This window comes from Streptomyces sp. NPDC085524 (assembly GCF_044541755.1).
Classification (GTDB): Bacteria; Actinomycetota; Actinomycetes; order Streptomycetales; family Streptomycetaceae; genus Streptomyces.
This window is the reverse complement of record NZ_JBITTH010000028.1, coordinates 1-22014: the sequence shown is the minus strand read 5'-3', so window position 1 is coordinate 22014 and position 22014 is coordinate 1. Positions and strand designations below refer to the sequence as shown.

Here is a 22014-nt window from a genome sequence, read left to right as displayed (position 1 = left end):
CGCGGCCCGGGCCGTCGCCCGCTGATCCGATCGTTCGAGATCGAACGATTAGTCGATGCTGTTCGAGCGCTGGTAGCTTCGAGTCGCCCCCGAGAACCCTTCGGCGGGCGATCGGAGGAGTTGCACCCATGAGGTTCGGCGCGAGGCTCGCTCTCGCGGTCATCACCCTCGCCGTCACCGCCACCGCCTGCGGCACCCCGCAGGGCAGTGGTTCGCGGCCGCACACCACTGCGGACTGCGGCCGGTACGCCCAGTACGGCAAGCACCCCGGCACCAAGGTCACCGTCTACGCGGAGAACCGGGACCGGGAGGCCGACCTGTTCGAAGAGACCTGGGCGGACTTCGCAGGCTGCACGGGAATCGACGTCCAGTACGAAGGGGACGGGGAGTTCGAGGCCCGGATCCAGCTCCGGGTCGACGGCGGGAATGCGCCCGATGTGGCATTCTTCCCCCAACCCGGGCTCCTGGAACGCTTCGCGCGGGCGGGGAAGCTCAAGCCCGCGAGTGACGGGGTCGTGGCCCTCGCGAAGCAGGGCTGGTCGGCCGACTGGAACGGCTATGCGACCGTGAACGGCACCCTCTACGGCACGCCGCTGGTCGCGAACGTCAAGTCGTTCGTCTGGTACTCCCCGAAGTTCTTCCGCGCCAGGGGGCTGAGCGTTCCCCGCACGTGGTCCGAGCTGATGGCCGTGACGGAGAAGGTCGCGGCATCGGGCGTCAAGCCGTGGTGCGCGGGCCTCGAATCCGCCGAGGCGACCGGCTGGCCCGTGACGGACTGGATCGAGGACGTCCTGCTGCGCCGGCAGGGCACGGACGTCTACGACCAGTGGGTCGCCCACGAGATCCCGTTCGACGACCCGCGTGTGATCGAGGCCATGGACACCGTGGGGTCCGTCCTCAAGAACGACCGGTACGCCAACGGCGGTTTCGGTCCGGCCCGGTCGATGGCCTCGATCTCCTTCCAGGAGGCCGGCACACCGATTCTCTCCGGCGACTGCGCGATGCACCGTCAGGCCTCCTTCTATGCGGACATGTGGCCCAAGGGCACCGGGATCGGACCGGACGAGGACGTCTACGCCTTCCTCCTCCCGGGGGACGACCCGGCCGCCCGCCCCGTACTGGGCGGTGGAGTGTTCACCGCGGCGTTCGCCGACCGTCCCGAAGTGCGCGCGTTCCAGGAATATCTGGCCTCCGCGGACTTCGCGAACGCGCGCATGAAGAAGGGCCCGTTCGTCTCGGCGAACAAGGGCGTGGATCCGGCCAACGCCGCGACCCCGGTCGACAGGCTCTCGATCCAGCTGCTCCAGGACCCCAGGACGCAGTTCAGGTTCGACGGTTCGGACCTGATGCCGGCGTCGGTCGGCGCCGGGACGTTCTGGAAGGGTGCCGTCGACTGGATCGGGGGCGCGAGCACCCGACAGTTCGCCGACTCCGTCGAACGGTCCTGGCCGAGCCGCTGATGTCGTTCGACGCCGTCGCCCAGCAGCCCAAACTGCTGTACCTGCTCCAGGGCGTCGCCGCCTTCGCGGCAGTGGTCGCCCTGGTCCTGATCGCGCTGCACCGGGAGCCGGTACGGAGGAGGGCCGCGGCCCTGATCCTGCTGGCCCCCGCGCTGCTGCTGCTCACGGCCGGTCTTCTCCTGCCCGGTCTGCGCACCCTGCTCCTGTCGTTCACCGACGGCGGGGGAGACGCGTGGGCCGGGTTCGACAACTACGTGTGGATGTTCACCGACCCCCGGGCGCTGGTGGCGCTGCGCAACACCCTGGCGTGGGTGGTGCTCGTGCCGCTGCTGGCGACCTCGGTCGGCCTGCTCTACGCGGCGGCCGTCGTACGGTCGCGGTTCAGAGCGTTCGCACTGTCCCTCGTGCTGATGCCCATGGCGATCTCCTTCGTCGGCGCGGGCGTCGTCTGGAAGTTCGTCTACGCCTACCGCCCCTCGGAAGCGGGGCAGATCGGGCTGCTGAACCAACTCGTCGTCGCGTTCGGCGGCGAACCGAGGCAATGGCTCGTCGACTCCCCCTGGAACGTCCTGTTCCTCATCGTGGCGATGGTGTGGACACAGGCGGGCTTCGCGGCCGTCCTGCTGGCCGGCGCGATCAGGGCCGTACCCCCGGAGCTGACCGAGGCCGCCCTGCTCGACGGCGCGTCGCCCCGGCAGATCTTCCGGCGGATCACCCTGCCGTCGATCAGGCCCACGCTGCTCGTCGTGGTCCTCGCCCAGGCGATCGGCACCTTCAAGGCCTTCGACATCGTCAAGACCATGACCGGCGGACAGTTCGACACGGGCGTCATCGCCCACGAGATGTACGACCAGGCCTTCCGCTACGGCGAGACGGGCCGCGGCGCGGCGCTCGCCGTGCTCCTCTTCCTCCTCGTCACCCCCTTCGTCGCCCACCAGGTGCGGGCGCAGAGGAGGGCGGGGTGAACGGCGTCCGGGAGCGTCTGGCCTCCCGCGCCTTCACGTCGATCGCCGTGCTGATCGCGGTCCTCTGGACGACACCGACCCTCGGTCTGCTGCTCTCCTCGTTCCGCCCCGAGGAGGAGATCAAGACGACGGGCTGGTGGACCGTGTTCGGTACGCCGCACCTCACGCTCGACAACTACGGCGAGGTGCTGTCCGGCGGCGGGAACGGGTCGGGGCGGCTCGCGGAGTACTTCGTCAACTCCGTCGTCATCACCCTTCCCTCGGTGCTGTTCCCGCTCGTCCTGGCGTTCTTCGCGGCGTACGCCCTGGCCTGGATCGACTTCAGGGGGCGCGACGCGCTCGTCGTCGGCATCTTCGCGCTCCAGGTCGTGCCGCTCCAGATGGCGCTCGTCCCCCTCCTGAAGCTGTTCTCCCAGGGCTGGCTGTTCCTGCCGGCGTGGCACCTCACCGGTCCCGCCCGGTTCGGCCAGGTCTGGTTCGCCCACACCGTCTTCGCGCTGCCGTTCGCGGTGTTCCTCCTGCACAACTTCCTGGCAGGGCTGCCCCGGGACCTGATCGAGGCCGCCCGCGTCGACGGCGCGTCGCACGGGACGGTGCTGCTCCGGATCGTGCTGCCGCTGACCCGCCCTGCCCTGGCCTCCTTCGCCATCATCCAGTTCATCTGGGTGTGGAACGACCTCCTCGTGGCCCTGACACTGTCCGGCGGGACGGCGGCGACCGCGCCGATGACGGTCAGACTGGCGAGCCTGGCCGGGACGTACGGCAACGAGTGGCAGCGGCTCACCGCAGGAGCCTTCGTGGCGGCCTCCGTCCCGCTGCTCGTCTTCCTCTCCCTCCGGCGGCACTTCGCACGGGGGCTGCTCGCCGGATCGGTCAAGGGATGAGCCCCGGCCGACGCGGGCTACGAGGCGTGGCGACGGGGCTGAGCCGACCCGGGCTGCGGGGCCGCGAAGCCGAGCTGGAGCAACTGCGCGCCCTGGTCGAAGCGGTCCGCGACGGCGAGGGCGGAGCGATCGCGCTGCTCCTGGGCGAGCCCGGCATCGGGAAGACGGTACTGCTGCAGGAGACCCTCTCGATCGCACGGGCCCACGGGTTCGTGATCAGCCATGGGCGCGCCGAGGAACTGCACGAGCTGGCACCGCTCGCCTCACTGGCCTCGGGCCTCCTGCACGGTGACCCGCCGCTGCTGGCCGGCACGGACTTCGCGGACCTCGCCGGCCACCACGACCAGCGCATCTGGCTCATCGAACGGCTGGCCCAGCTGATCGAGGAGCGCTCGGCGGGCACGCCCGTACTGATCGCGGTCGACGACGTCCAATGGGCCGACCCGCTGAGCCGGTTCGCCCTGAGCACCATGCCCGCACGGCTGCTCAGCTCCCCGGTCCTCTGGCTGCTCACGGGCAGGGAGGACCCGGAACTGTGCGGGCAGGGGCCGCGTGCGACGACCCTTCCTCTGCGGCCGCTGCCCGACACGGCCCTGACCGAGCTGGCACGCGACGTCCTCGGAGGGGACGTGCCGGAGCAGGTCGCGGAGCTCCTCGGCGGGGCCGGCGGCAACCCCTTCCTCGCGACCGAGATGCTCGCGGGCATCGCGGCGTCGGGCGCGGACGGGACGCAGCCGCCGGAGCGGCTGGTCCTCGGCGTGCGCGACCGGCTGGCCGACCTCCGGCCGGACACCCTCCACTTCCTGCGGATCGGCTCGGTCCTCGGCCGCGCGTTCTCGCTCGCGGACGCCGCCGCCCTGTGCGGCCGGCCCGCCTCCGGACTCAGCGCCGAAGTGGACGAGGCGATCGGCGCCGCCCTCCTCCACGACGACGGCGAACGCCTCCTGTTCCGCCACGACCTGCTCCGCCAGGCGGTGTACGCCGACCTCGCCCCCTCCGTACGCCGGGCGCTGCACCGGGAGGCCGCGAGCCGGCTCGTCGCGGCGGGCCGGAGCTCCGCCGACGCGGTCCCGCATCTGCTGAAGAGCGCCGAACCCGGCGACATGGAGGCGATCGGACTGCTCGGCACGGCCGCCACGGACGTGATCGCCGTGATGCCCGACCTCGCCGCGGACCTGGCCGTACGCGCCCTGGAACTCGTACCGCCCCGTGCGCCGATGGCGTACGACGTGGGAGAACGGGCCATCGTCGCGCTGACCCGCGCGGGCCGCTACACGCAGGCACGGGACGCCGGCGACGCGCTGCTCGCCCGGCAGCCGCCCCTGGACGTCTTCGCCCGTCTGCAGTCCGTACTCGGCGACACGCTGTGGCACCTCGACGACGTCCACGAGCTGACCCGCCGCCTGACCGCGGCGCTGGCAGCCGTCACCGACCCGGCGATCCGTGCCCGGCTGACCGCCCGGCTGGCCCTGGCCCGGTCCCGCGGGAGCGACCTCGGGGCCGCTCGCGAGACCGGCGAACGGGCGCTCGTCGAGGCGGAGCGGGCCGGTGACCGGGAGGCCCGCGTCCTCGCGCTGTGGGGCCTCGGCGAGATCGCCCTCAACGCGGGCGACTGCGCCGCCGCCGTCGAACACCACTCGGTGCTCAGCGTGTTCGACACGGCCTTCCTGCCGGAGGAGGCCGTCGCACGGATCCACACGGACGACTTCGAGACCGTACGGCGACTGCTCCGTACGGCGGGCGAACCTCCCCTGCGCCCCGCGATGCTGATCTGGGCCCAGGGGACCCTGAACATGGGGCTCGGCCGGCTCGACGACGCGGATGCCGACTTCGTCACCGCCGAGCGGCTCGAAGCCGACCTCCACGTGCCCGGCAACCTGGTCAACATCCGCGTCAACCGCGGTCTGCTCGCGATGCTGCGCGGCGACCGCGAAGCCGCGCGGGACCACCTGGACGTCGTGAGGGCGACGGTGGCCGACCGGCCGAACACCGGCAACCGCGCCACCCACCAGTACTTCGAGGCCGTCGTCGCGGACGCCGACGGCGACCACGCGGCAGCGGCGGAACTGGTCCGGTCCGTCCAGCGGGACCACCCCTTCCTCCGGTGGCGGCTCCTGCGCCCCCACGTCGTCCAGGCCGTGCGGATCGCCCTGCGCGGCGGGGACCGGAACCTCGCCGAGGACCTCGCGGCCCAGGCGGCCGAACACGCGGCCCGCAACCCCACCGTGCCGACCGCCCGGGGGACGGCCGCCCATGCGGCCGGCCTGGTGAACGCCGACCGCGAACTCCTGGAGCGATCGGTCCGCATCCTCGCCTCCGGCCCCCGGCCGCTGCCGCTCGCCGCTGCATCCGCCGACCTCGGGCGCGCTCTCCTCACGGCAGGCGACTCCGCCGCGACACCCGCCTTGACCAGGGCGCACGACCTCTACGCCCAGGCGGGGGCCGACGCCGAGGCCGACCGGGTCCGAGCCGAACCGGAACGGGCCACGACCCGCTCCGGCCGGCGCACCGGAGGCCTCCAGCCGCGCCCCGGCCAGGGCTGGGACGCGCTCACGGCCTCGGAACGCAAGGTGGCCCGGCTGATCGCCGCGGGCCACACCAACCGGTCGGCCGCGCAGGCCCTCGTCGTCTCCCCGCACACGGTCAGCACCCACCTGGCGTCGATCTTCCGCAAGCTCTCGGTGCGCTCGAGGGTCCATCTGGCCCGGATGGTCCTCGCGGAGGACGACGCCGGGGCGGCCACCGGCGACTGAGCGGGCTCTGCGCCCCCGTGCAAGGGGTGGTGCGCGGGACGGCAACAGCAGGTGCGGGACCGCTCCTAGCGTGACGGGCGTACCGCGCCGCTCCGACGCGCGGACCAGCCACCCCGAATCGAGGAAGCAACCCCATGCCGTTCATCACCGTGGGCCAGGAGAACACCAACCCCGTCGAGCTGTACTTCGAGGACCAGGGAGCCGGGCAGCCCGTCGTCCTCATCCACGGCTTCCCCCTCGACGGCCACTCCTGGGAGCGCCAGAGCGCCGCGCTGCTCGACGCCGGCTACCGCGTGATCACGTACGACCGCCGCGGCTTCGGACGCTCCTCGCAGCCGGCCACCGGATACGACTACGACACCTTCGCGGCCGACCTGAACACCGTGATGGAGACCCTCGACCTGAACGACGCCGTCCTGGTCGGCTTCTCCATGGGCACCGGCGAGGTCGCCCGGTACGTGTCCACGTACGGCTCCGGCCGGGTCGCCAAGGTCGCCTTCCTGGCCTCCCTGGAGCCCTGCCTGCTCAAGAGCGACGACAACCCGGACGGCGTCGCCCCGAAGGAGTTCTTCGACGGCGTCGTCGCCGCCGTCAGGGCCGACCGCTACGCCTACTACACCGCCTTCTTCAACGACTTCTACAACCTCGACGAGAACCTGGGCACCCGCATCAGCGAGGAGGCCGTCCGCAACAGCTGGAACACCGCCGCCCGCGGCGGCTCCTTCGCCGCGTCCGCCGCACCGTCGACCTGGTACACCGACTTCCGCTCCGACATCCCCGCCGTCGACGTGCCGGCCCTGATCCTGCACGGCACCGCCGACCGCATCCTGCCGGCCGAGGGCACCGCGCGCCCCTTCCGCAAGGCGCTCCCGTCGGCCGACTACGTCGAGATCGAGGGCGCCCCGCACGGTCTGCTGTGGACCCACGCCGAGGAGGTCAACACCGCCCTCCTCGCCTTCCTGGCGAAGTGACCCCGCACCGTTGACCCGCCGGGGTGACGCCGGAGCCCCCGGCGTCACCCCGGCCCCGGTTCCCCCGCGCGGGAACCGGACGAGCCCAGGAGAGCAGACACCCCATGCAGTTCGGCATCTTCACCGTCGGGGACGTGACCCCCGACCCCACCACCGGCCGCACGCCGACCGAACGCGAGCGCATCAAGGCGATGGTCGCCATCGCGCTCAAGGCCGAGGAGGTCGGCCTGGACGTCTTCGCGACCGGCGAGCACCACAACCCGCCCTTCGTGCCCTCGTCGCCGACGACCATGCTCGGCTACATCGCAGCCCGCACCGAGAGGCTGATCCTGTCCACGTCCACGACGCTGATCACCACGAACGACCCGGTGAAGATCGCCGAGGACTACGCGATGCTCCAGCACCTGGCCGACGGCCGGGTCGACCTCATGCTGGGGCGCGGCAACACCGGTCCGGTCTACCCGTGGTTCGGACAGGACATCCGCCAGGGCATCAACCTCGCCAAGGAGAACTACGCGCTGCTGCGCCGGCTGTGGCGCGAGGACGTCGTGGACTGGGAAGGCACGTTCCGTACCCCGCTCCAGGCCTTCACCTCGACACCGCGGCCCCTGGACGGCGTCCCGCCCTTCGTCTGGCACGGATCCATCAGGTCCCCCGAGATCGCGGAGCAGGCCGCCTTCTACGGCGACGGCTTCTTCCACAACAACATCTTCTGGCCGGCCGACCACACCCGGCGCATGGTGCAGCTCTACCGGCGCCGGTTCGCGCACCACGGCCACGGCCGGCCGGAGGACGCGATCGTCGGCCTGGGCGGACAGGTCTTCATGCGCAAGAACTCCCAGGACGCGGTACGGGAGTTCCGTCCCTACTTCGACAACGCTCCCGTGTACGGCCACGGCCCGTCGCTCGAGGACTTCACCGAGCAGACCCCGCTGACCGTGGGCTCTCCCCAGCAGGTCATCGACCGGACCCTTTCGTTCCGGGAGACCGTCGGCGACTACCAGCGCCAGCTGTTCCTGATGGACCACGCGGGCCTGCCCCTGAAGACCGTACTGGAGCAGCTCGACCTCCTCGGCGAAGAGGTCGTGCCCGTCCTGCGGAGGGAATTCGCCAAGGGACGTCCGGCCGACGTGCCGGAGGCCCCCGCGCACCCGTCCCTCCGAGCCGTCCGGGAGGTGTCCGCCGCATGAAGCTGACCGTCGTCTCCGCGGGGCTGAGCACCCCCTCCTCCACCCGCCTGCTCGCGGACCGGCTGGCCGAATCGGCCCGCGACGAACTCGCCGCCCGGGGGCGGGCACCGTCGACCGAGGTCGTGGAGCTGCGCGAACTGGCCGGCGACATCGCCCACCACCTCGTGACCGGATTCCCGCCGCCGCGACTGAGCGCCGCGATCGACGCGGTGACGGCGGCCGACGGCCTGATCGTCGTGACCCCCGTGTTCACGGCCTCCTACAGCGGTCTCTTCAAGTCCTTCTTCGACGTGATCGATCCGGACGCCCTTTCCGGGAAGCCGGTCCTGATCGCGGCGACGGGCGGTACCGCCCGCCACTCCCTGGCCCTCGAGCACGCCGTGCGCCCGCTCTTCGCCTATCTCCGCACCGTCGTCGTCCCCACCGCCGTGTTCGCGGCCTCCGAGGACTGGGGCTCGGGGGGAGACGAGTACACCGACGGCCTGCCCCGCCGCGTCCGCCGGGCGGGCACCGAGCTCGCCGCGCTCATGGCGGCGCGCCCGGCCGGTGAAGAGCCCGAGGACGAGGTCACGGTCCTCGAACGGCAACTCGCCGACCTGCGCTTCGACTGAGGCGAGCCCGTGGGCCGGGCGACGGCGGGGTGGTGTACATGGTTCATACTGTTCCGCCGTATGAGCGTGAACCGAGTGACGACAACGACCGTGCCCGAGGCATTCGACGGTGTACGGACGCCGCTGCGCGGCAGGGACGCCGAACTGGCGTTCGTCGAGGCGCGGCTGGACGCGCTCGACCGGGGTGAAGGCGGGATCGTCCGTGTCGGGGGCCCCGCCGGCATCGGCAGGTCCAGGATCCTCGCGGAGGCCGCGGCCGCCGCGAGGGGGCGCGGGACCAGGGTGTTCGAGGGAGCGGCGGACCCGGACGGACAGTTCGTGCCGCTCGGCCCGCTCCTCGACGGCGTGCTCGCCGGCATGGGGCAGCCGCGGTCGGGCGTCGTCCGTCTCCGGGACCTCGCCACGACACCCGGCCAGCGGTTCTGGCTGCTCCAGGAACTGGGGGACCGCTTGCGGGAGTCCGCGCGAAAGGGCCCCCTGCTCGTCGTCCTCGACGACCTCCAGTGGTGCGACGACCTCACCCTCCTCACCTTCCACACCCTCGCGGCCGGACTCTCTTCGCACGCCATCCTCTGGCTGGTCGCCGTGCGCGGCGGCATCGTGCCTTCGGGTGTGCGCACCACTCTGGACAGGATCCGGCAGGCAGGCGCACACGAGCTGGCGCTGGGAGAGCTGGGGGACCGGGCGACCGCGCAGATCAGCGAGGACGTCCTGGGCGCCGCCCCCGATCCGGACGTCCTGCGCGTTGCACGCCGTGCCGAGGGCGTGCCACAGCTGCTGGTCGAGCTGCTCGGCTCACTGCGGGAGGACGGGGCGGTGACGATCGTGAACGGCAAGGCCGCGCTGTCCGCCGGACCGCCGGCCCCACGGGTGCTTCCCTCCGTCGTGCGCCGCCTCGACCGGCTGTCGGACGAGGCCCGGGAGCTGGTGCGGACGGCGGCCGCCCTGGGCGGCCCGGTCACCGTCGCACGACTCGCCGAACTGCTCGGCAGGTCCTCCGCGGCGCTCATCACGGCGGTCCAGGAATCCCTCGACGCAGATCTGCTCGCCGAGAGCGGCGACCGCCTCGCCTTCCGTCAGGACCTGATCCGCGAGTCGGTCGAAGCCGGTCTGCCCCTGCCCCTGCGCCAGGCCCTTCGCGGGCAGACCGCCGGACTGCCGCCGGGGAACGCGGCCTTCCCCGTCGACCGCCCCGGGCCGTCGGAGGGATCCGAGGGACCGGAGGGAGTAGCGGGGCCGGGAGACGCCGCGGAGGCCGACCGGCTCCGCACCGAAGCGGCGGAACTCGCGGCCACTGCTCCCGGACCCGCCGCTGAGCGCAGCCTCAAGGCCCTGGAGCTCACCACCGCGGCCGCTCCGGAGCGGCCGCGGATCATCGCCGAAACGATCCCGCTGCTCTGGCAGACGGGCCGGGCCGCCCAGGCGCGTGAGCTGGGAGCCTCCGCCCTGGCGGCCGGCGGCCTCGGATCAGAGGACGAGGCGCTCATACGCCTCGCCCTGGCACGCCTCTCCGTACCGTTCGACTTCTCGGAGGCCGTCCGGCAGGCCCGCGCCGGGGCGGAACTGCCCGGGATATCCGCGACCGCACGGGGACGACTGCTCGCCATGCTCGCCATCGGCCTGTCGATGTCCGGCGAGCACGCGGCGGCCGAGCAGATAGCCGCGCAGGCGTGGGAGACCGCGGCGGCAGCGGGGGACCGTACTGCCGAGGCCACGCTGACCACGGTCCGCTCGGCGGTCAGTTTCCACCGCATGGACCTGGACGAGGCGTTCCGGCAGGCCGAGCGGTCCGCCGCGCTGGCCGACGCCCTGGGCGTCAGCACCTCGCTGTGGGTTCCGGAGGCCCTGTGGTACGCCCTCCTGTCGAACACCACCGGACGCACCGCGGAGGCGCTCGCCGTCGCGGAGGAGGGCATCCGGATCACCAGGGAGCAGGGCAGGACGGCCGCCACGCGCATGTGGCTCATGACCCGCTCCCGCATCCATCTGGAAACCGGACGGCTGACGGACGCCCGCGCCGACGCCGAAGCCGCGTCCGCGGGGACCGGCGATCCCGGTCCGGGCAACCTCGCCGACGTCACGCTCCGGTACGTGATGCTGCGCGTCGCCCTCCACACCGGCGACCGGCAGACCGCACGGGCGTACGCGGCGGAGGCGATGCGCATGCGGAGCGACCGCGCACCCGTCGTCCGGCACTTCGGCACCTGGATGCTGGCGCTGATGGCCGACTTCGAAGGCCGGCCCGACCGCGCCATGGCCGAACTCGACGAGGTGATGACGTCACCCGCCGAGTCCCGGCCCGCCTACGCCGGCCTGATCGACCCCGCCGACGCCCCGGTGCTCGTCCGTCTGGCGCTGGGCGCGGGCCGGCACGAACCGGCCGCGCAGGCGGTCGCCCTGGCGGAGAAGCGAGCCGTCCTCAACCCCGGGCTCACGTTCCTCGCCGCCACCGCCGCGCACGCCCGGGGGCTCCTCGACAACGACCTGGCCTCCCTCGTACGCGCCGTCCGGCTGTACGAGGACTGCCCCCGGGTGCTGGCCCGGGCATCGGCGCTGGAGGACGCAGGACGCAAACTCGCGGCCACCCGCACGTCCGAGGCGGTGCCGTACTTCGAGACGGCCCTCGCGCTCTACGTGCGAGCGGGCGCCGAACGGGACGTCGCACGCGTCCGCCGGCGCCTGCGTGCCGCCGGCGTCCGCCGCCGGCCCTCGGCGTCCGGACTCTCCGACGCATGGCCCGAGTTGACGGCCGCGGAGCTGCGGGTGGTACGGCTCGTGGCCCGGGGGCTGACCAACCAGCAGGCGGCCGAGCACCTCTCCCTCTCACCGCACACGGTGAGCTCGCACCTGCGCCGGGCCTTCACCAAGCTGGACGTCACCTCACGCGCCGAGCTGCCCTGGCTGGTCAAGCGTCGCGACAGCGGAGAGTAGTCGCTTCGCATCCCACGCGGGTGTCGTGGCAATGGACGATTCATGTGATGTGCCGACGTGGTCGTTTCCTCAGACTGATCAAGAACCGCGGAATGCAGAAGTCCGCGGGGAACGGTTGATCAAGAGAGGAAGAGCGCATGACCGCAAGGCTCCAGCGAGCCCGCCCGGGCAGCCCCGAGCTCCAGGCGCTCGTCGACGAGCTCGCGGAGCGGCTCGTCCGGTCCGTCGCCGTCGACCTGCGCGGCCACGGGAAGTCCGGCAAACCGCATCACGGCCACCTCATCGCCCCGCTCTCCCGCGATGCACTCGAACTCGTCGGCCATCTCGGCCATCTGTCCGCACGAACCTACGGCTAGGAACCCCCATGCCGCTCACACTGATGTCACGTGGGCCCTCCTCCCGCTCGGGGTGGCTGGTCCAGGTGCTTTCCGAGATGCCGGACACGAACGACCGCAACCACGTCTATCTCGCCGTCCACGTCCGTGGGCCCGTCACCGTCGTGCACGAGCGCGCCGAGAGCCTGTTGGAGCCGAACGACCTGGTCTTCTGCGACCCGGCCCGACAGCACCTGCTGCAGTTCGGCGAAGACTGTCGGATGATCTTCTTCCGGGTGCCCCGCTGCTATCTGGGTGTCACGGAGCCGGAGCTGAACCGGATGCTCGGCGTGCCCGTACGCGGCAAGGAGGGGATCGGGGCGCTGGCGTCCGACTTCCTGACCGCGCTCGCCGCCGAGGCGGAGCTCCGCCGGTCCACGATCGGTGACCGGAGTGCCCGGACGGCCGTACACCTCCTCTCCGTCCTGGTCATGGAGCTCCTCTCAGAGGACGCGACGGACGAGGCCGACGACGCGTCCGGGGCCGTCAACGCAATGCTGTCCCGTATCCACGCCTACATCGAAGAACACCTGATGGATCCGGACCTCTCACCGGAGTCGATCGCACGCGCCCACCACATCTCCGTCCGGTACCTGCAGAAGCTCTTCCAGAACGACTGCAGCACGGTGAGCCAATGGGTGAGGCAGCGCAGGCTCGAGTTCTGCCGGATCGAACTGGGCCGCTCCCACCGGAGAATCACCGTGGCCGCGGTGGCCCACCGCTGGGGCTTCAGCAGCCCCTCGCACTTCAGCCGCACGTTCCGCGGGGCCTACGGCATGAGCCCCAGCGAATGGCAGGCGCTGGCGGCCTCGGCCTTCGCACCGGCGACCGGCGGCGCCCAGGACGAGCGAGGGCGCTGAGCCGCCTGTGCGCTGTCATGACAGGACGGATGCGCACACGCACACGAGGCCCAGCGCTTCGGCGCCGCACGTGCCGGAGCCGTAGCCGTCGGACTCCCGGACGCCTCCCACGCCGTCCTCCTGTCCGAGCCCGCACAGGTCGTCGACCTGATCGAGGGCGCGGTACGGGCGACGACCTGACCGGGGGCCCTACGGGACGACAGCAGCGGACCGGGTCCGTCGGAGCGGCGAGGAGCGCGGTGCCGTGCGAATGTCCCCATGAGGGTGCCATCGGGCGGAGCGAGTGGCGTCCCGGAGCTGGTCGAAGAGGTCCGCCGTCAGGCCTGAGAACGCTTCCACCCGGACGCCGTGGGGCGGACCAGGCCCGGGTCCGGTGCGAGGTGTCCGATCCGATCGCGAGTGGTCAGGTACCTCTCCGCGTGCACTGTGCCCGTCGAACGGGCAAGGTGCCCGGCCGTCCCCTGTCTCGGCGGCCCGTGGCGGGCCGGGCGCCCGCATCCGCCCGGGAGGGGTCAGCCCCTTGCGTGCTGGTGGAGAGCAGCTGTCAGGAGATGGGAGTCGAGCAGGGAGACGTCTGCCGTCCTGTCCGCCCGTGCGTAGCCGGCCAGCATCCGTTTGGTCAGGACGAGTGCTTCGGGCGAGCGTCGGACGAGGGGCCTGATCCAGGAGTCGATCACCTTGTCCAGCTGGTCGAGCGGGGCCGTCCGGTGAAGCAGACCGATACGGTGGGCAGTGTCGGCGTCGAAGACGTCGCAGGTGAGCATGAGCTCGCGAATCCTGGAGGCGCCGGCCTCGGAGACCAGGCGGCCCATTGCCCCGCCCCACGCCGGCGGTAGCCCGATGCCGACCTCGGGCATGCGAAAGCGGCTGCTGTCGGCACCGGCGCGCAGATCGCAGAAGGAGGCCAGGGCAAGACCCGCGCCTATGACACGCCCGTGCAGCCGGGCGATGGTGACCGCGTGGGTGTTCTCCAAGGCCTGGCACAGGCGGTGCGCCTTGTCGGCGATGCGCCGCAGGCCCACTCCGGACGGATCGGCGGCCAATGCCTCCTGGTACTCGCCCCGATCGGCACCCAGGCAGAAGTCCGTGCCCAGCGACGACAGCGTCAGGATCCGGACGTCGGGTCTCTCGTGGAGGTCGTCGAGCAGGGTGATCAAGTCGTCGAGGACCGCGGTGTCCAGCGTGTCGTCCTGCCCCCAGGGGTTGAGGCGGACGTGCAGGACGGGGCCGTCCTGCACGGCATGGATGGCCTTGGGCGCGGTCCGGGTGCGCACGGGGGAGGGGGTGTGTTCGGTCATGCGACTGCCACGTCCAGGTTCAGGAGGCGCCGGAACGCCACACGGGGCGCCATCGACGGGGGGCGTACGAGGGTGAGGCGGGGAAGGCGCCGGATCAGCCGGCGGAGCAGGGTCTGGGCTTCGAGGCGGGCCAGCGGCGCGCCGAGGCAGTAGTGGATGCCGCCGCTGAAGGCGAGGTGGCCGGGCACGCGTGCGGGGTCGAACCGGTCCGGGTCGCTGTGCCTGGCAGGGTCCCGGTGCGCCGCCGCGACCATGAGGTGGACCATCTCGTCGCGGCGGATCTCGATGCCCCCCAGCACCGTGTCCTGCGGGGCGACCCTGCTGATCACGTGGGTGGGCGGGTCGTAGCGAAGCGTTTCTTCCACGAACCCGGGTATGAGATCCGGGTCGTCGGCGACCATGTCCCAGCGCTCCGGGCTCTCGACGAGCCGCAGCGTCATCGTCGAGAGGAGGGTCGCGGTGGTCTCCAGGGCGGCCAGCACGACGAACAGCACCAGGAAGTAGACCGCCTCGTCGGCCTTGTCGCGGTCGGGCTCGATCGCGTCCCACGCCCGGATCCACCCGGTGACGGGGTCGTTCCCGGGGTGGGAGCGCCGGTCGCGCACCAGCTCCATGAAATAGGCGCGGAGTTCGGCGGTGGCCGCGTCCGACAGGGCCAGCTGGCTGGCCGACGGAAGCAGCTCCTGGGTGAAGACCTGATCGTGAGTCAACTCGCGCAGCATGGGCCAGTCGGCCTGCGGCAGTCCGAGCCAGTCACCTATGGTGGCGACGGGCAGCTCCTCGCAGACGAGCTCCGAGAAGTCCGCCTCGCCGGTGCGTATTCGCTCGGTGAAGGCGTCGAGGAGCCGATCCGCGGTCCGTTCCACGTTGTGGCCGATGCGCTCCACGGTGGACCGGTCGAAGGTGCCCGCCGCCCGGCGCACCCTGGTGTGGTCCGGGGCGTTGAGCGCGGCGAGCGTGTTGCTCATCTCGCGCGAGGAGGGCGCGTTCCAGCGCGTCCCGGGCCCCTGGCGCTCCCGCCACTCCCTGTCGGGCTCCAGCCATTGACGGCTGCGCAGCACCTGGTCGCAGGCGGCGAAGCCCGTCACGGCGAAGCCGCCCCAGGGGGCGGGGACCACCTCACCCCGTGAGAGGAGCTCGGCGTATATCGGGAAGGGGTCGGCCTGCCCTCTTGCCGTCCGCAGACGGGAGAAGAGGGAGGCGGACGCCCGGCGGTCGTACGACGGAGTTGTGGCAACGCCCATGACAGCGGCTCCTTTCTGAGAACCAGCCGCCATGCCTACCCACATGATCGTTAGAGCATCCACTACCACTGAGTACGCAGGAGGTTACTAGAATCACACTGGGATCACTCGCCCCTGGTCCAGGCCAGGAAGCGGCTGAACAGGCCGCCCTTGGACTGCTGCGCGGTTCCGGTGCTCCTGCGCGAGGGGCCGGCGGCGGGCGAGGAGACCGCCGCCTGCTGCTGCGAGGTCTGGCCCGTGTTCGCCACGGCCGGCTTGGACGCCTGGGCGGCGGCCTTGGGGGTGAAGCGGATCGGGAGCGTGACCAGCGTGCGGCTCCACGGGCTCGGCGCCCAGGTGAGCGCCTTGAACGGGACGCGCATCTCCACGTCGAGGAGCTGGTTGAGCAGCGCCTCCACGGCGGTCACGGTGATCATGAAAGCCGGGTCCTTGGCGGGACAGGCGTGCGGGCCCGCTCCGAAGGCCAGGTGCGCCTTGGCGCTGAGCTGTTCGCGGTGCTCGGTCAGCTTCGGATCCGTGTTGGCCGCGGCGAACGAGATGAGGACCGGGTCATTGGCGCGGACCACCCTGTTGCCGAGCTCGACGTCGTGCGTCGGGTAGTGGGCCGCGTAGTTGGCGATCGGCGCATAGTTCCACAGGGTCTGGGAGACCGCGTCCTCGACCGGGAGGCCGACCTGCCAGTCCTCTCCGAGGTACAGGGCGCTGCTGGTGCCGATGGCCGCGGCCAGCGGCGCGGTGCCGCCGGAGAGCAGGGTCACCAGCTGGTGCAGCACCTCCTCGTCGCTCAGCTGCGCCGGGTGCTCCATCAGACGTGTCGTCAGGTCGTCCTTCGGACGGTGCCGCTTGAGGGCGATCAGCTCGGTGAGCGCCCCGCCGAGCACCTCGTCGGCACCGGGGGTCCCGTCGAAGATGCCGCTGATCCCGGCGATCACGCGGTCGCCGATCTCGGGCGGGCAGCCGAACAGTTCGCTGAAGACCAGCAGGGGCAGCGGCTGGGCGTACTCGGCCATCAGCTCCGCCTGGCCGCGGATGTCCGTACTGAACTGGCTGATCAGGTAGTTGGCGGACTGCTGCGTCTGCCGGATGAGCTGGTGCTCGTTGACGGTCGCGAGAGCGTCGGTCACCGCCCCGCGCAGCCGGGCGTGCGCCGCACCGTCGCTGAAGAGGGCGTTGGGGCGGTAGCCCAGCATGGGAAGCGCCGGGCTGCCGGCCGGGACGCGCCCTTCGCCCAGGGCGTTCCAGCGGCGGGAGTCGCGCACGAAGGAGGCGGGGTTCTGCAGGACGTACAGGGCGGCGTCGTAGCTGGTCACGAGCTCGGCCTGGACGTCCGGGGCGATGTCCACGGGCGCACTGGGTCCGAAGTGACGCAGCTGCGCGTAGTGGCTGTCGGGGTCGGCTCCGAACGAGGGACCGTACATCTGGACGTTCCCGTGCGCGGGGCAGCCGGGAGGTATCTCCATGGGTTCAAGTGGCTGTTGCATTCCTGCGCTCCTAGCCGAGTTGGGACATGAGGTGTTTCACGAGGGTGATGAGGGCCTGCGCCGAGGAGCTCTCGTCCCGTACGTCGCACTCCACGACAGGGGTGTCGTCGGTGAGGTTCAGCGCTTCGCGCACCTCGTCGAGCGGGTAGTGCGTGGTGCCCTCGAAGTGGTTCACGGCGATGGCGTACGTCAGGCCGAAGCGCTCGACCAGGTCCAGGACGGGGAAGGACTCGTGCAGCCGCTCCGGGTCGACCAGGACGAGCGCGCCCAGCGCGCCCCGGGAGAGTTCCTCCCACATCTCCTTGAAGCGCTCCTGGCCGGGCGTACCGAAGAGGTAGAGCACCAGGGTGTCGCTGAGGGTCAGCCGGCCGAAGTCCATGGCGACGGTGGTGGTCGTCTTGTCGGGCGTGCCCGACAGGTCATCGAAGCCCACGCTGGCCTCGGTGATCTCTTCCTCGGTCCGCAGGGGCTCGATCTCGGAGAGGCTGCCGATGCAGGTGGTCTTGCCGACCCCGAAGTGCCCCACAATGAGGATCTTCACCGCGTGGGAGACATCTGGATCCAGGTACACGCGTTTACGCTCCGAATCGATTCTTCAGGCCTTCGAGCACGGCGCTGACCAGTTCTCTGTCGACACGTTCGGCGCGCGGTATCGGTGTCCTCGTGAGGATGAGGCCGTCCTCCTCCAGCTGTGCCAGCAGGATGCGGACGACGCCCAGGGGCAGGTGCGTGTGCCCCGCCACCTCGGCCACGGACAGGAATCCGTCCGCGACCAGGTCCATGACCTGCCCCGCTTCCGGGGACAGGGTGCGCGCCGTGACCTGTCCGTTCTCCGCCCCCGTCGCCGTCACGAGCGTCGTGTGCTCGTACTCGTGGTCCGGGGGCAGCGCCCGCCCGTTCGTGATCACGAACAGGGGGACTAACGGAGTCGTCAGTTCCAGCTCTTCGTCCTGTTCGGGCCCGTCAGGCATGTCCTGCCCCCTTCGCCGGTGTCGCCGCCGCGGTCAGTCTGGGAACAACCGAGTGCAGTCGCGTGGTGAACTCCTCGATGTCGCAGGCCTGTTCGGCAGCGGCGGCCAGGAAGGCGTCGGGGCCGGCGGCCAGGAGGAAGATCCAGCCGTGCTCGAACTCGATGACCGTCTGACGCCATTCCGTGTCCTCGGCGACCCCCGCGAACTGGGACGTGACCCGGCTGTAGGCGTGGATGCCCGTCATGGCCGCGGAGATCGTGTCCGCAAGGTCGCGGCTCATCCCGGTGGTCGCCCCGCGGGGAAGGCCGTCCGATCCCAGCAGCACCGCGTGCCGGGCACCCTTGACCTCGGACACCACCCGGTCGAGCTCGCCGAGGACGAACTTCGCGTCACCGGGGTTCTGCTGCCGGGGCGCGTTCCCCCGCGTGCCTCCGGCGTCCTCGTGGCCCACGCGCGGCGGCGAGGTGAGGTTGTTGCCCAGCCGGGCCACGAGCCGGTGCATGCGGAAGGAGATCTGCTGCATGTCCACGTCGGGCGCGGCCGCGGCGGCGAGGTACGAGCCCTGCCCCGCCCCGATCAGGAAGTTCCAGCCGTGCGAGAACTCGATGATGGTCTGGTTCCACTGCCGGTCCTTGTCCGGTCCGGCGAAGTGGGCCGTCGCCCGGCTGAGCGACTGCATTCCGGCCATGGCGGCGGAGATGGTGCGCACATCGTTCTCGGCCAGGCCTTCCGTCGCACCGCGAGGGAGGCCGTCCGCGGACAGCAGGACGGCGTGACGTGCGCGGGGCACGTTGTGCACGATGTCCTCTAGCATCCACGACAGGTCTGCGGTCATGCGTCTTCGGGCCCTTCGAACGAGGTGGCGTCAAGGTTGCGGCCGGAGAGCGTGCCGCGCTGGAAGGCCCCCAGGCTGCGCCCGGAAGCGCGGCCCGTCTCTTCCGGGTTCCGTGGCGCCGCCCAGGTGGTGTCGGGACGGGGGTCGGGACGCGGGCCGGGATCGGGGACGCTGGCGATGGGAGCCTGGCGCGCGCCGCGCTTGGGCAGGCCGTGCATCGTGCGCGACGGGGCGCTCTGGGGCGCGCTCTGGGGGGCACTGCGGGGCGCACTGTGGGGCCGGCTCTCGGGGGCGCGCCGGATGCTGCTGACCGGAGCCTCCTGGACGGGCGGTATCTCCTCCATGGTCCACAGCTCCTCGGGCAAGAGGACGACGGCCCTGACGCCGCCGTACCGGGAGACTCCGGTGACGTCCACCTTGAAGCCGTGCTGACGCGCGATCAGGCCGATGACCGGAAAACCGAACTTGGGCTGCGTACCGAGCTGCGACAGGCGGGGGGCGATTTCCCCGGAGAGCAGTGCGGTCGCCCGCTGCCGGTCCTCGTCGTTCATGCTGACGCCGGCGTCGTCGATGACGATGCACAGGTTGTTCTGGACGCGCTGGAACGTGACCTCGATCGGCGCGTCGTGCTGCGAGAAGCTGGCGGCGTTGTCGAGCAGCTCCGCCACGGCGAGCGCGACGGGTGCGACCGCGGACGCCTTGAGGGCGAGACCGGTCTGCTGCATGATCGCGACACGGTTGAAGTTGCGGATCTGGCCCTGGGCGCTGCGCACCACGTCGTAGACGCTGGCGGCCCGGTTGCGCCGGCCGAGCGGCGCACCGCACATGACGGCGATGCCCTGGGCCTTGCGCGCCATCTGGGCGTTGGCGTGGTTGACGTCCAACAGGTCGCTGAGGACGGCGTGTCCACCGTACTTGCGCTGGATGCCGTCGAGCAGCGTCGTCTGCTCGGCGGCGAGGCTCTGCAGGAGGCTGGCGGCGCCCTTGAGGACGGACTTGGTGTTCTCCTCCGCCGCTTCCTTGGCTTCGCGGAGCGTGGCGTCCTGCTCGTTCCGGAACGCCTGCAGCTCGGCGCGTGACGAGTGCAGGTGGCTGTCTGCCGTGAGGAGCTGGTGCCTCAGTTCGGCCTCGATGTGCTCCTTCTTCGCCTCCAGCGCCCTGTTGCGGGCGACGAGTGCCGCGACCGCGGCAACGGATATCGCCGCCACCGCAACCAAGCACCACACAAGTGCGTCTCGATTCATGGAAACCTTTCCCGGCGCATGGCGTGCGGACGGCTGCAGATACACCTCGTGAGGCCCCGCAACACAGCTGATCGACACGGTTCACCTACTGATATGCAGAGAACGTGACGCCGATCACAATCGGCATCTGCGTGAAAGCAGATCAAGATCGCAGATGCCGGGATGCTATCACCGGATCTTCGCACCCTCGGACGCCTGGGATGGCGCCGCATCCGCCCAACCCGGCCGTCGCGGCAGCAGGTTGACATGGGGTCTTTCGGCTCCGCATCTGCCGTCGGCCACCCCTCTCTCCGTTGATCCGTCAAACAGTTCTTCACGAGAGGAGCGGCAATTCCTCACATCGATCCGAGAGCCGTCAACCGCACCCTGGGCGGGCCTCCTCGGCAGGTGGCGGCATGGCCGCGCCGCCCAGTTCCGCGATGCCGGGCGCGTGTTGGGTTCTTGCGGTGAATTGGGGCGAGTTGCTCGGCCATATCAGCCCGGGCGGGTTCGAGCAAGGTTGGATTGGGCCAGGTGGCCTGAATTCGGTCGCATGGTTCGCGGATATTCGCATACCGGGGCGAAGTCCACGGGCGGGTCATTCGAATCCCTGTGAGGTCGGGATGTGCATTCCCCCCGGGTTCTCCCCGGCCATCCGGCCTCCGAAGCGGAATCGTCGCCGGTCAGGGCGCGGTCCAGGCGTCGGGGCGGGCTACGCGATGTGTCGGTGTGCGGCGAGTGCCACGCCCCGCCCCAATGGCGGCGGCCGCCCCTCCCGGGTGGGAGGGGCGGCCGCCAGTGTGCTGCGCTGTCGGGGCGGATCAGGCTGCCGCGTCGTAGCTCGGGACGGGCAGGGGGGCGGTGGCCAGGGCGGTGAGGGACCAGCGCTGTGCGTCCGACTGGTTGCAGTCCCAGAGCTGGAGCTGCACCCCGTTGGTCGTGTCGGCGCGGTTCAGGTCCAGGCAGCGGCCCGAGACCGGGTTGTAGAGGCTGCCGTCGGCGCGGGGCAGGAACTGCTGCGCCGGGTGGTTGTGGCAGTCGACGGCCTGGATCAGGGTGCCGTTGCCGGTACCGGCGTCCTTGGAGTCCATGCACTTGCCCTGGATGCGGACGGTGCCGTCGGCGCGGACCTCGAACTTCTGGGCGAGGCCACCGCTGATCTCGTTGCAGTCCCAGATCTGCACCTTGTTGCCGTCGGACGCCAGGTCCGCGCACTTGGTGCCGATCGAGGACAGCGAGATCTTGGTCGTGGCGCCGGTGGCGGTGGGGGCGGCCGCGTAGGGGTAGACGGCGAAGTTGCTGACGCCGCCGACGAAGGTGCCGAAGTAGTCCGGCTGTCCGTTGACCTTGTACCGGCCGAGGACCAGCGGGCCGGTCGGGGCCGGGCTGCCGGCGGCCGTGTGGTTGCCGCTGGCGCTCAGGACGTCGTTGACGTAGAGGCTCATCAGGCCCGTGTCGGCGTTGTAGACGGCGGTCAGGCGGGTCCAGGTGTTCGGAACGAACCGCCCGGCGTCATTGACCTGGCCGGACCAGTCGTACGCCCAGCCGTCGGAGTCGGAGGCGGCCATGGCGAACCGCCACGAGTGGGTGGCAGCGTCGGCGTAGAGGGTGAAGGCGCTGTTGCGGGTGTTGTCCTGGCTGGCGATCAGCCCGCCGCCGGGACCGGCCTTGGCCCAGGTGCTGATGGTGAAGCTCTTGCGGGTGTCGATGGCGGACCCGGTCGCGGTGATCGTCGCCTGGGCGCCGTTGAACGACGCGTACGAGGTGCTGCGCCCGCCGAAGGTCTCAGCAGCGGGGTAGGTGACGCCCGTGGTGGTGGCGGGGTTCGTGTTGCCGCCCGCGCTGGGGGTTTGGGTTGCCGTTCCGGTGTTCAGCTTCCACTGGACGGCGGGGGTGTTGAGGTTGCCCTGGAGGGTGAAGGTGGAGGCGATGCCGGTGACGGTGGGGTAGGGGACGGTGGTGC

General features: G+C 71.1%; 18 protein-coding genes. 10 read left to right on the top strand and 8 right to left on the bottom strand.

The features are described 5' to 3' along the window. Positions 1-128 precede the first annotated feature (128 nt). From ACIGFK_RS33425 to ACIGFK_RS33380, 10 genes are all read left to right on the top strand, one after another. The gene (locus tag ACIGFK_RS33425) at positions 129-1460 is read left to right on the top strand and encodes an ABC transporter substrate-binding protein (RefSeq protein WP_376657879.1); all 1332 of its coding nucleotides are present in this window, start codon (positions 129-131) and stop codon (positions 1458-1460) included. Beyond that, a complete protein-coding gene (locus ACIGFK_RS33420; RefSeq protein WP_376657880.1) occupies positions 1460-2425 on the top strand; it encodes a carbohydrate ABC transporter permease in 966 nt (321 codons plus the stop codon). Before ACIGFK_RS33425 ends, ACIGFK_RS33420 begins: the two co-directional genes overlap by 1 nt. Further along, entirely contained in the window at positions 2422-3309 is an 888-nt protein-coding gene (locus tag ACIGFK_RS33415) for a carbohydrate ABC transporter permease (protein WP_400054809.1), read from the top strand. Before ACIGFK_RS33420 ends, ACIGFK_RS33415 begins: the two co-directional genes overlap by 4 nt. Next, on the top strand, positions 3306-6062 hold the full coding sequence (locus tag ACIGFK_RS33410) for an AAA family ATPase (RefSeq protein ID WP_400054807.1): 2757 nt from the start codon (positions 3306-3308) through the stop codon (positions 6060-6062). The genes ACIGFK_RS33415 and ACIGFK_RS33410 overlap by 4 nt, the downstream gene beginning before the upstream one ends. Before the next feature lie 134 nt (positions 6063-6196). Continuing rightward, positions 6197-7033 carry an alpha/beta fold hydrolase gene (locus tag ACIGFK_RS33405; RefSeq protein ID WP_376657883.1) on the top strand — a complete coding sequence of 279 codons (837 nt, stop codon included), beginning with the start codon at positions 6197-6199 and terminating at the stop codon, positions 7031-7033. Positions 7034-7137: 104 nt separating this feature from the next. After that, on the top strand, positions 7138-8223 hold the full coding sequence (locus tag ACIGFK_RS33400; RefSeq protein ID WP_400054804.1) for an LLM class flavin-dependent oxidoreductase: 1086 nt from the start codon (positions 7138-7140) through the stop codon (positions 8221-8223). Beyond that, positions 8220-8834 (top strand): FMN reductase, encoded by a 615-nt coding sequence (locus tag ACIGFK_RS33395; RefSeq protein ID WP_400054803.1) that lies wholly within the window; start codon positions 8220-8222, stop codon positions 8832-8834. Before ACIGFK_RS33400 ends, ACIGFK_RS33395 begins: the two co-directional genes overlap by 4 nt. 60 nt (positions 8835-8894) lie before the next feature. After that, complete coding sequence (locus ACIGFK_RS33390; RefSeq protein WP_400054801.1) at positions 8895-11765, top strand: AAA family ATPase; 2871 nt, start codon at positions 8895-8897, stop codon at positions 11763-11765. A gap of 137 nt (positions 11766-11902) precedes the next feature. Then, positions 11903-12121 (top strand): alpha/beta fold hydrolase, encoded by a 219-nt coding sequence (locus ACIGFK_RS33385; protein ID WP_376661504.1) that lies wholly within the window; start codon positions 11903-11905, stop codon positions 12119-12121. 8 nt (positions 12122-12129) lie between these two features. Next, positions 12130-12999 (top strand): helix-turn-helix domain-containing protein, encoded by an 870-nt coding sequence (locus tag ACIGFK_RS33380; protein WP_400054800.1) that lies wholly within the window; start codon positions 12130-12132, stop codon positions 12997-12999. A gap of 512 nt (positions 13000-13511) precedes the next feature. Here the strand turns inward: ACIGFK_RS33380 and ACIGFK_RS33375 are convergent. The 8 genes from ACIGFK_RS33375 to ACIGFK_RS33340 all read right to left on the bottom strand — a co-directional run. Then, the gene (locus ACIGFK_RS33375; protein WP_386467266.1) at positions 13512-14297 is read right to left on the bottom strand and encodes an enoyl-CoA hydratase/isomerase family protein; all 786 of its coding nucleotides are present in this window, start codon (positions 14295-14297) and stop codon (positions 13512-13514) included. Then, positions 14294-15541, bottom strand: a complete 1248-nt coding sequence (locus ACIGFK_RS33370; RefSeq protein WP_376661498.1) for a cytochrome P450 — start codon at positions 15539-15541, stop codon at positions 14294-14296. Before ACIGFK_RS33370 ends, ACIGFK_RS33375 begins: the two co-directional genes overlap by 4 nt. A gap of 104 nt (positions 15542-15645) precedes the next feature. After that, entirely contained in the window at positions 15646-17022 is a 1377-nt protein-coding gene (locus tag ACIGFK_RS33365; RefSeq protein ID WP_400054797.1) for a cytochrome P450, read from the bottom strand. Positions 17023-17032: 10 nt separating this feature from the next. Continuing rightward, positions 17033-17593 carry an ATP/GTP-binding protein gene (locus tag ACIGFK_RS33360; RefSeq protein ID WP_376661500.1) on the bottom strand — a complete coding sequence of 187 codons (561 nt, stop codon included), beginning with the start codon at positions 17591-17593 and terminating at the stop codon, positions 17033-17035. A gap of 4 nt (positions 17594-17597) precedes the next feature. Continuing rightward, positions 17598-17993, bottom strand: a complete 396-nt coding sequence (locus tag ACIGFK_RS33355) for a DUF742 domain-containing protein (protein WP_376661501.1) — start codon at positions 17991-17993, stop codon at positions 17598-17600. Next, positions 17986-18828: a roadblock/LC7 domain-containing protein gene (locus ACIGFK_RS33350; RefSeq protein ID WP_400054795.1), complete on the bottom strand. Its 843-nt coding sequence runs from the start codon at positions 18826-18828 to the stop codon at positions 17986-17988. Before ACIGFK_RS33350 ends, ACIGFK_RS33355 begins: the two co-directional genes overlap by 8 nt. Beyond that, on the bottom strand, positions 18825-20072 hold the full coding sequence (locus tag ACIGFK_RS33345) for an ATP-binding protein (protein ID WP_376661503.1): 1248 nt from the start codon (positions 20070-20072) through the stop codon (positions 18825-18827). The genes ACIGFK_RS33350 and ACIGFK_RS33345 overlap by 4 nt, the downstream gene beginning before the upstream one ends. Positions 20073-20872: 800 nt before the next feature. After that, a partial coding sequence (locus tag ACIGFK_RS33340) for a ricin-type beta-trefoil lectin domain protein (protein ID WP_386473900.1) occupies positions 20873-22014 on the bottom strand: 1142 nt, incomplete at its 5' end.

What these genes read in the sequence shown, in the direction of transcription:
- ACIGFK_RS33345 (WP_376661503.1), bottom strand. Translation starts at nt 20,072, where the DNA reads ATGAATCGAGACGCACTTGTGTGGTGCTTGGTTGCGGTGGCGGCGATA.
- ACIGFK_RS33400 (WP_400054804.1), top strand. Translation starts at nt 7,138, where the DNA reads ATGCAGTTCGGCATCTTCACCGTCGGGGACGTGACCCCCGACCCCACC.
- ACIGFK_RS33370 (WP_376661498.1), bottom strand. Translation starts at nt 15,541, where the DNA reads ATGGGCGTTGCCACAACTCCGTCGTACGACCGCCGGGCGTCCGCCTCC.
- ACIGFK_RS33420 (WP_376657880.1), top strand. Translation starts at nt 1,460, where the DNA reads ATGTCGTTCGACGCCGTCGCCCAGCAGCCCAAACTGCTGTACCTGCTC.
- ACIGFK_RS33425 (WP_376657879.1), top strand. Translation starts at nt 129, where the DNA reads ATGAGGTTCGGCGCGAGGCTCGCTCTCGCGGTCATCACCCTCGCCGTC.
- ACIGFK_RS33385 (WP_376661504.1), top strand. Translation starts at nt 11,903, where the DNA reads ATGACCGCAAGGCTCCAGCGAGCCCGCCCGGGCAGCCCCGAGCTCCAG.
- ACIGFK_RS33395 (WP_400054803.1), top strand. Translation starts at nt 8,220, where the DNA reads ATGAAGCTGACCGTCGTCTCCGCGGGGCTGAGCACCCCCTCCTCCACC.
- ACIGFK_RS33410 (WP_400054807.1), top strand. Translation starts at nt 3,306, where the DNA reads ATGAGCCCCGGCCGACGCGGGCTACGAGGCGTGGCGACGGGGCTGAGC.
- ACIGFK_RS33405 (WP_376657883.1), top strand. Translation starts at nt 6,197, where the DNA reads ATGCCGTTCATCACCGTGGGCCAGGAGAACACCAACCCCGTCGAGCTG.
- ACIGFK_RS33380 (WP_400054800.1), top strand. Translation starts at nt 12,130, where the DNA reads ATGCCGCTCACACTGATGTCACGTGGGCCCTCCTCCCGCTCGGGGTGG.
- ACIGFK_RS33390 (WP_400054801.1), top strand. Translation starts at nt 8,895, where the DNA reads ATGAGCGTGAACCGAGTGACGACAACGACCGTGCCCGAGGCATTCGAC.
- ACIGFK_RS33350 (WP_400054795.1), bottom strand. Translation starts at nt 18,828, where the DNA reads ATGACCGCAGACCTGTCGTGGATGCTAGAGGACATCGTGCACAACGTG.
- ACIGFK_RS33355 (WP_376661501.1), bottom strand. Translation starts at nt 17,993, where the DNA reads ATGCCTGACGGGCCCGAACAGGACGAAGAGCTGGAACTGACGACTCCG.
- ACIGFK_RS33375 (WP_386467266.1), bottom strand. Translation starts at nt 14,297, where the DNA reads ATGACCGAACACACCCCCTCCCCCGTGCGCACCCGGACCGCGCCCAAG.
- ACIGFK_RS33365 (WP_400054797.1), bottom strand. Translation starts at nt 17,022, where the DNA reads ATGCAACAGCCACTTGAACCCATGGAGATACCTCCCGGCTGCCCCGCG.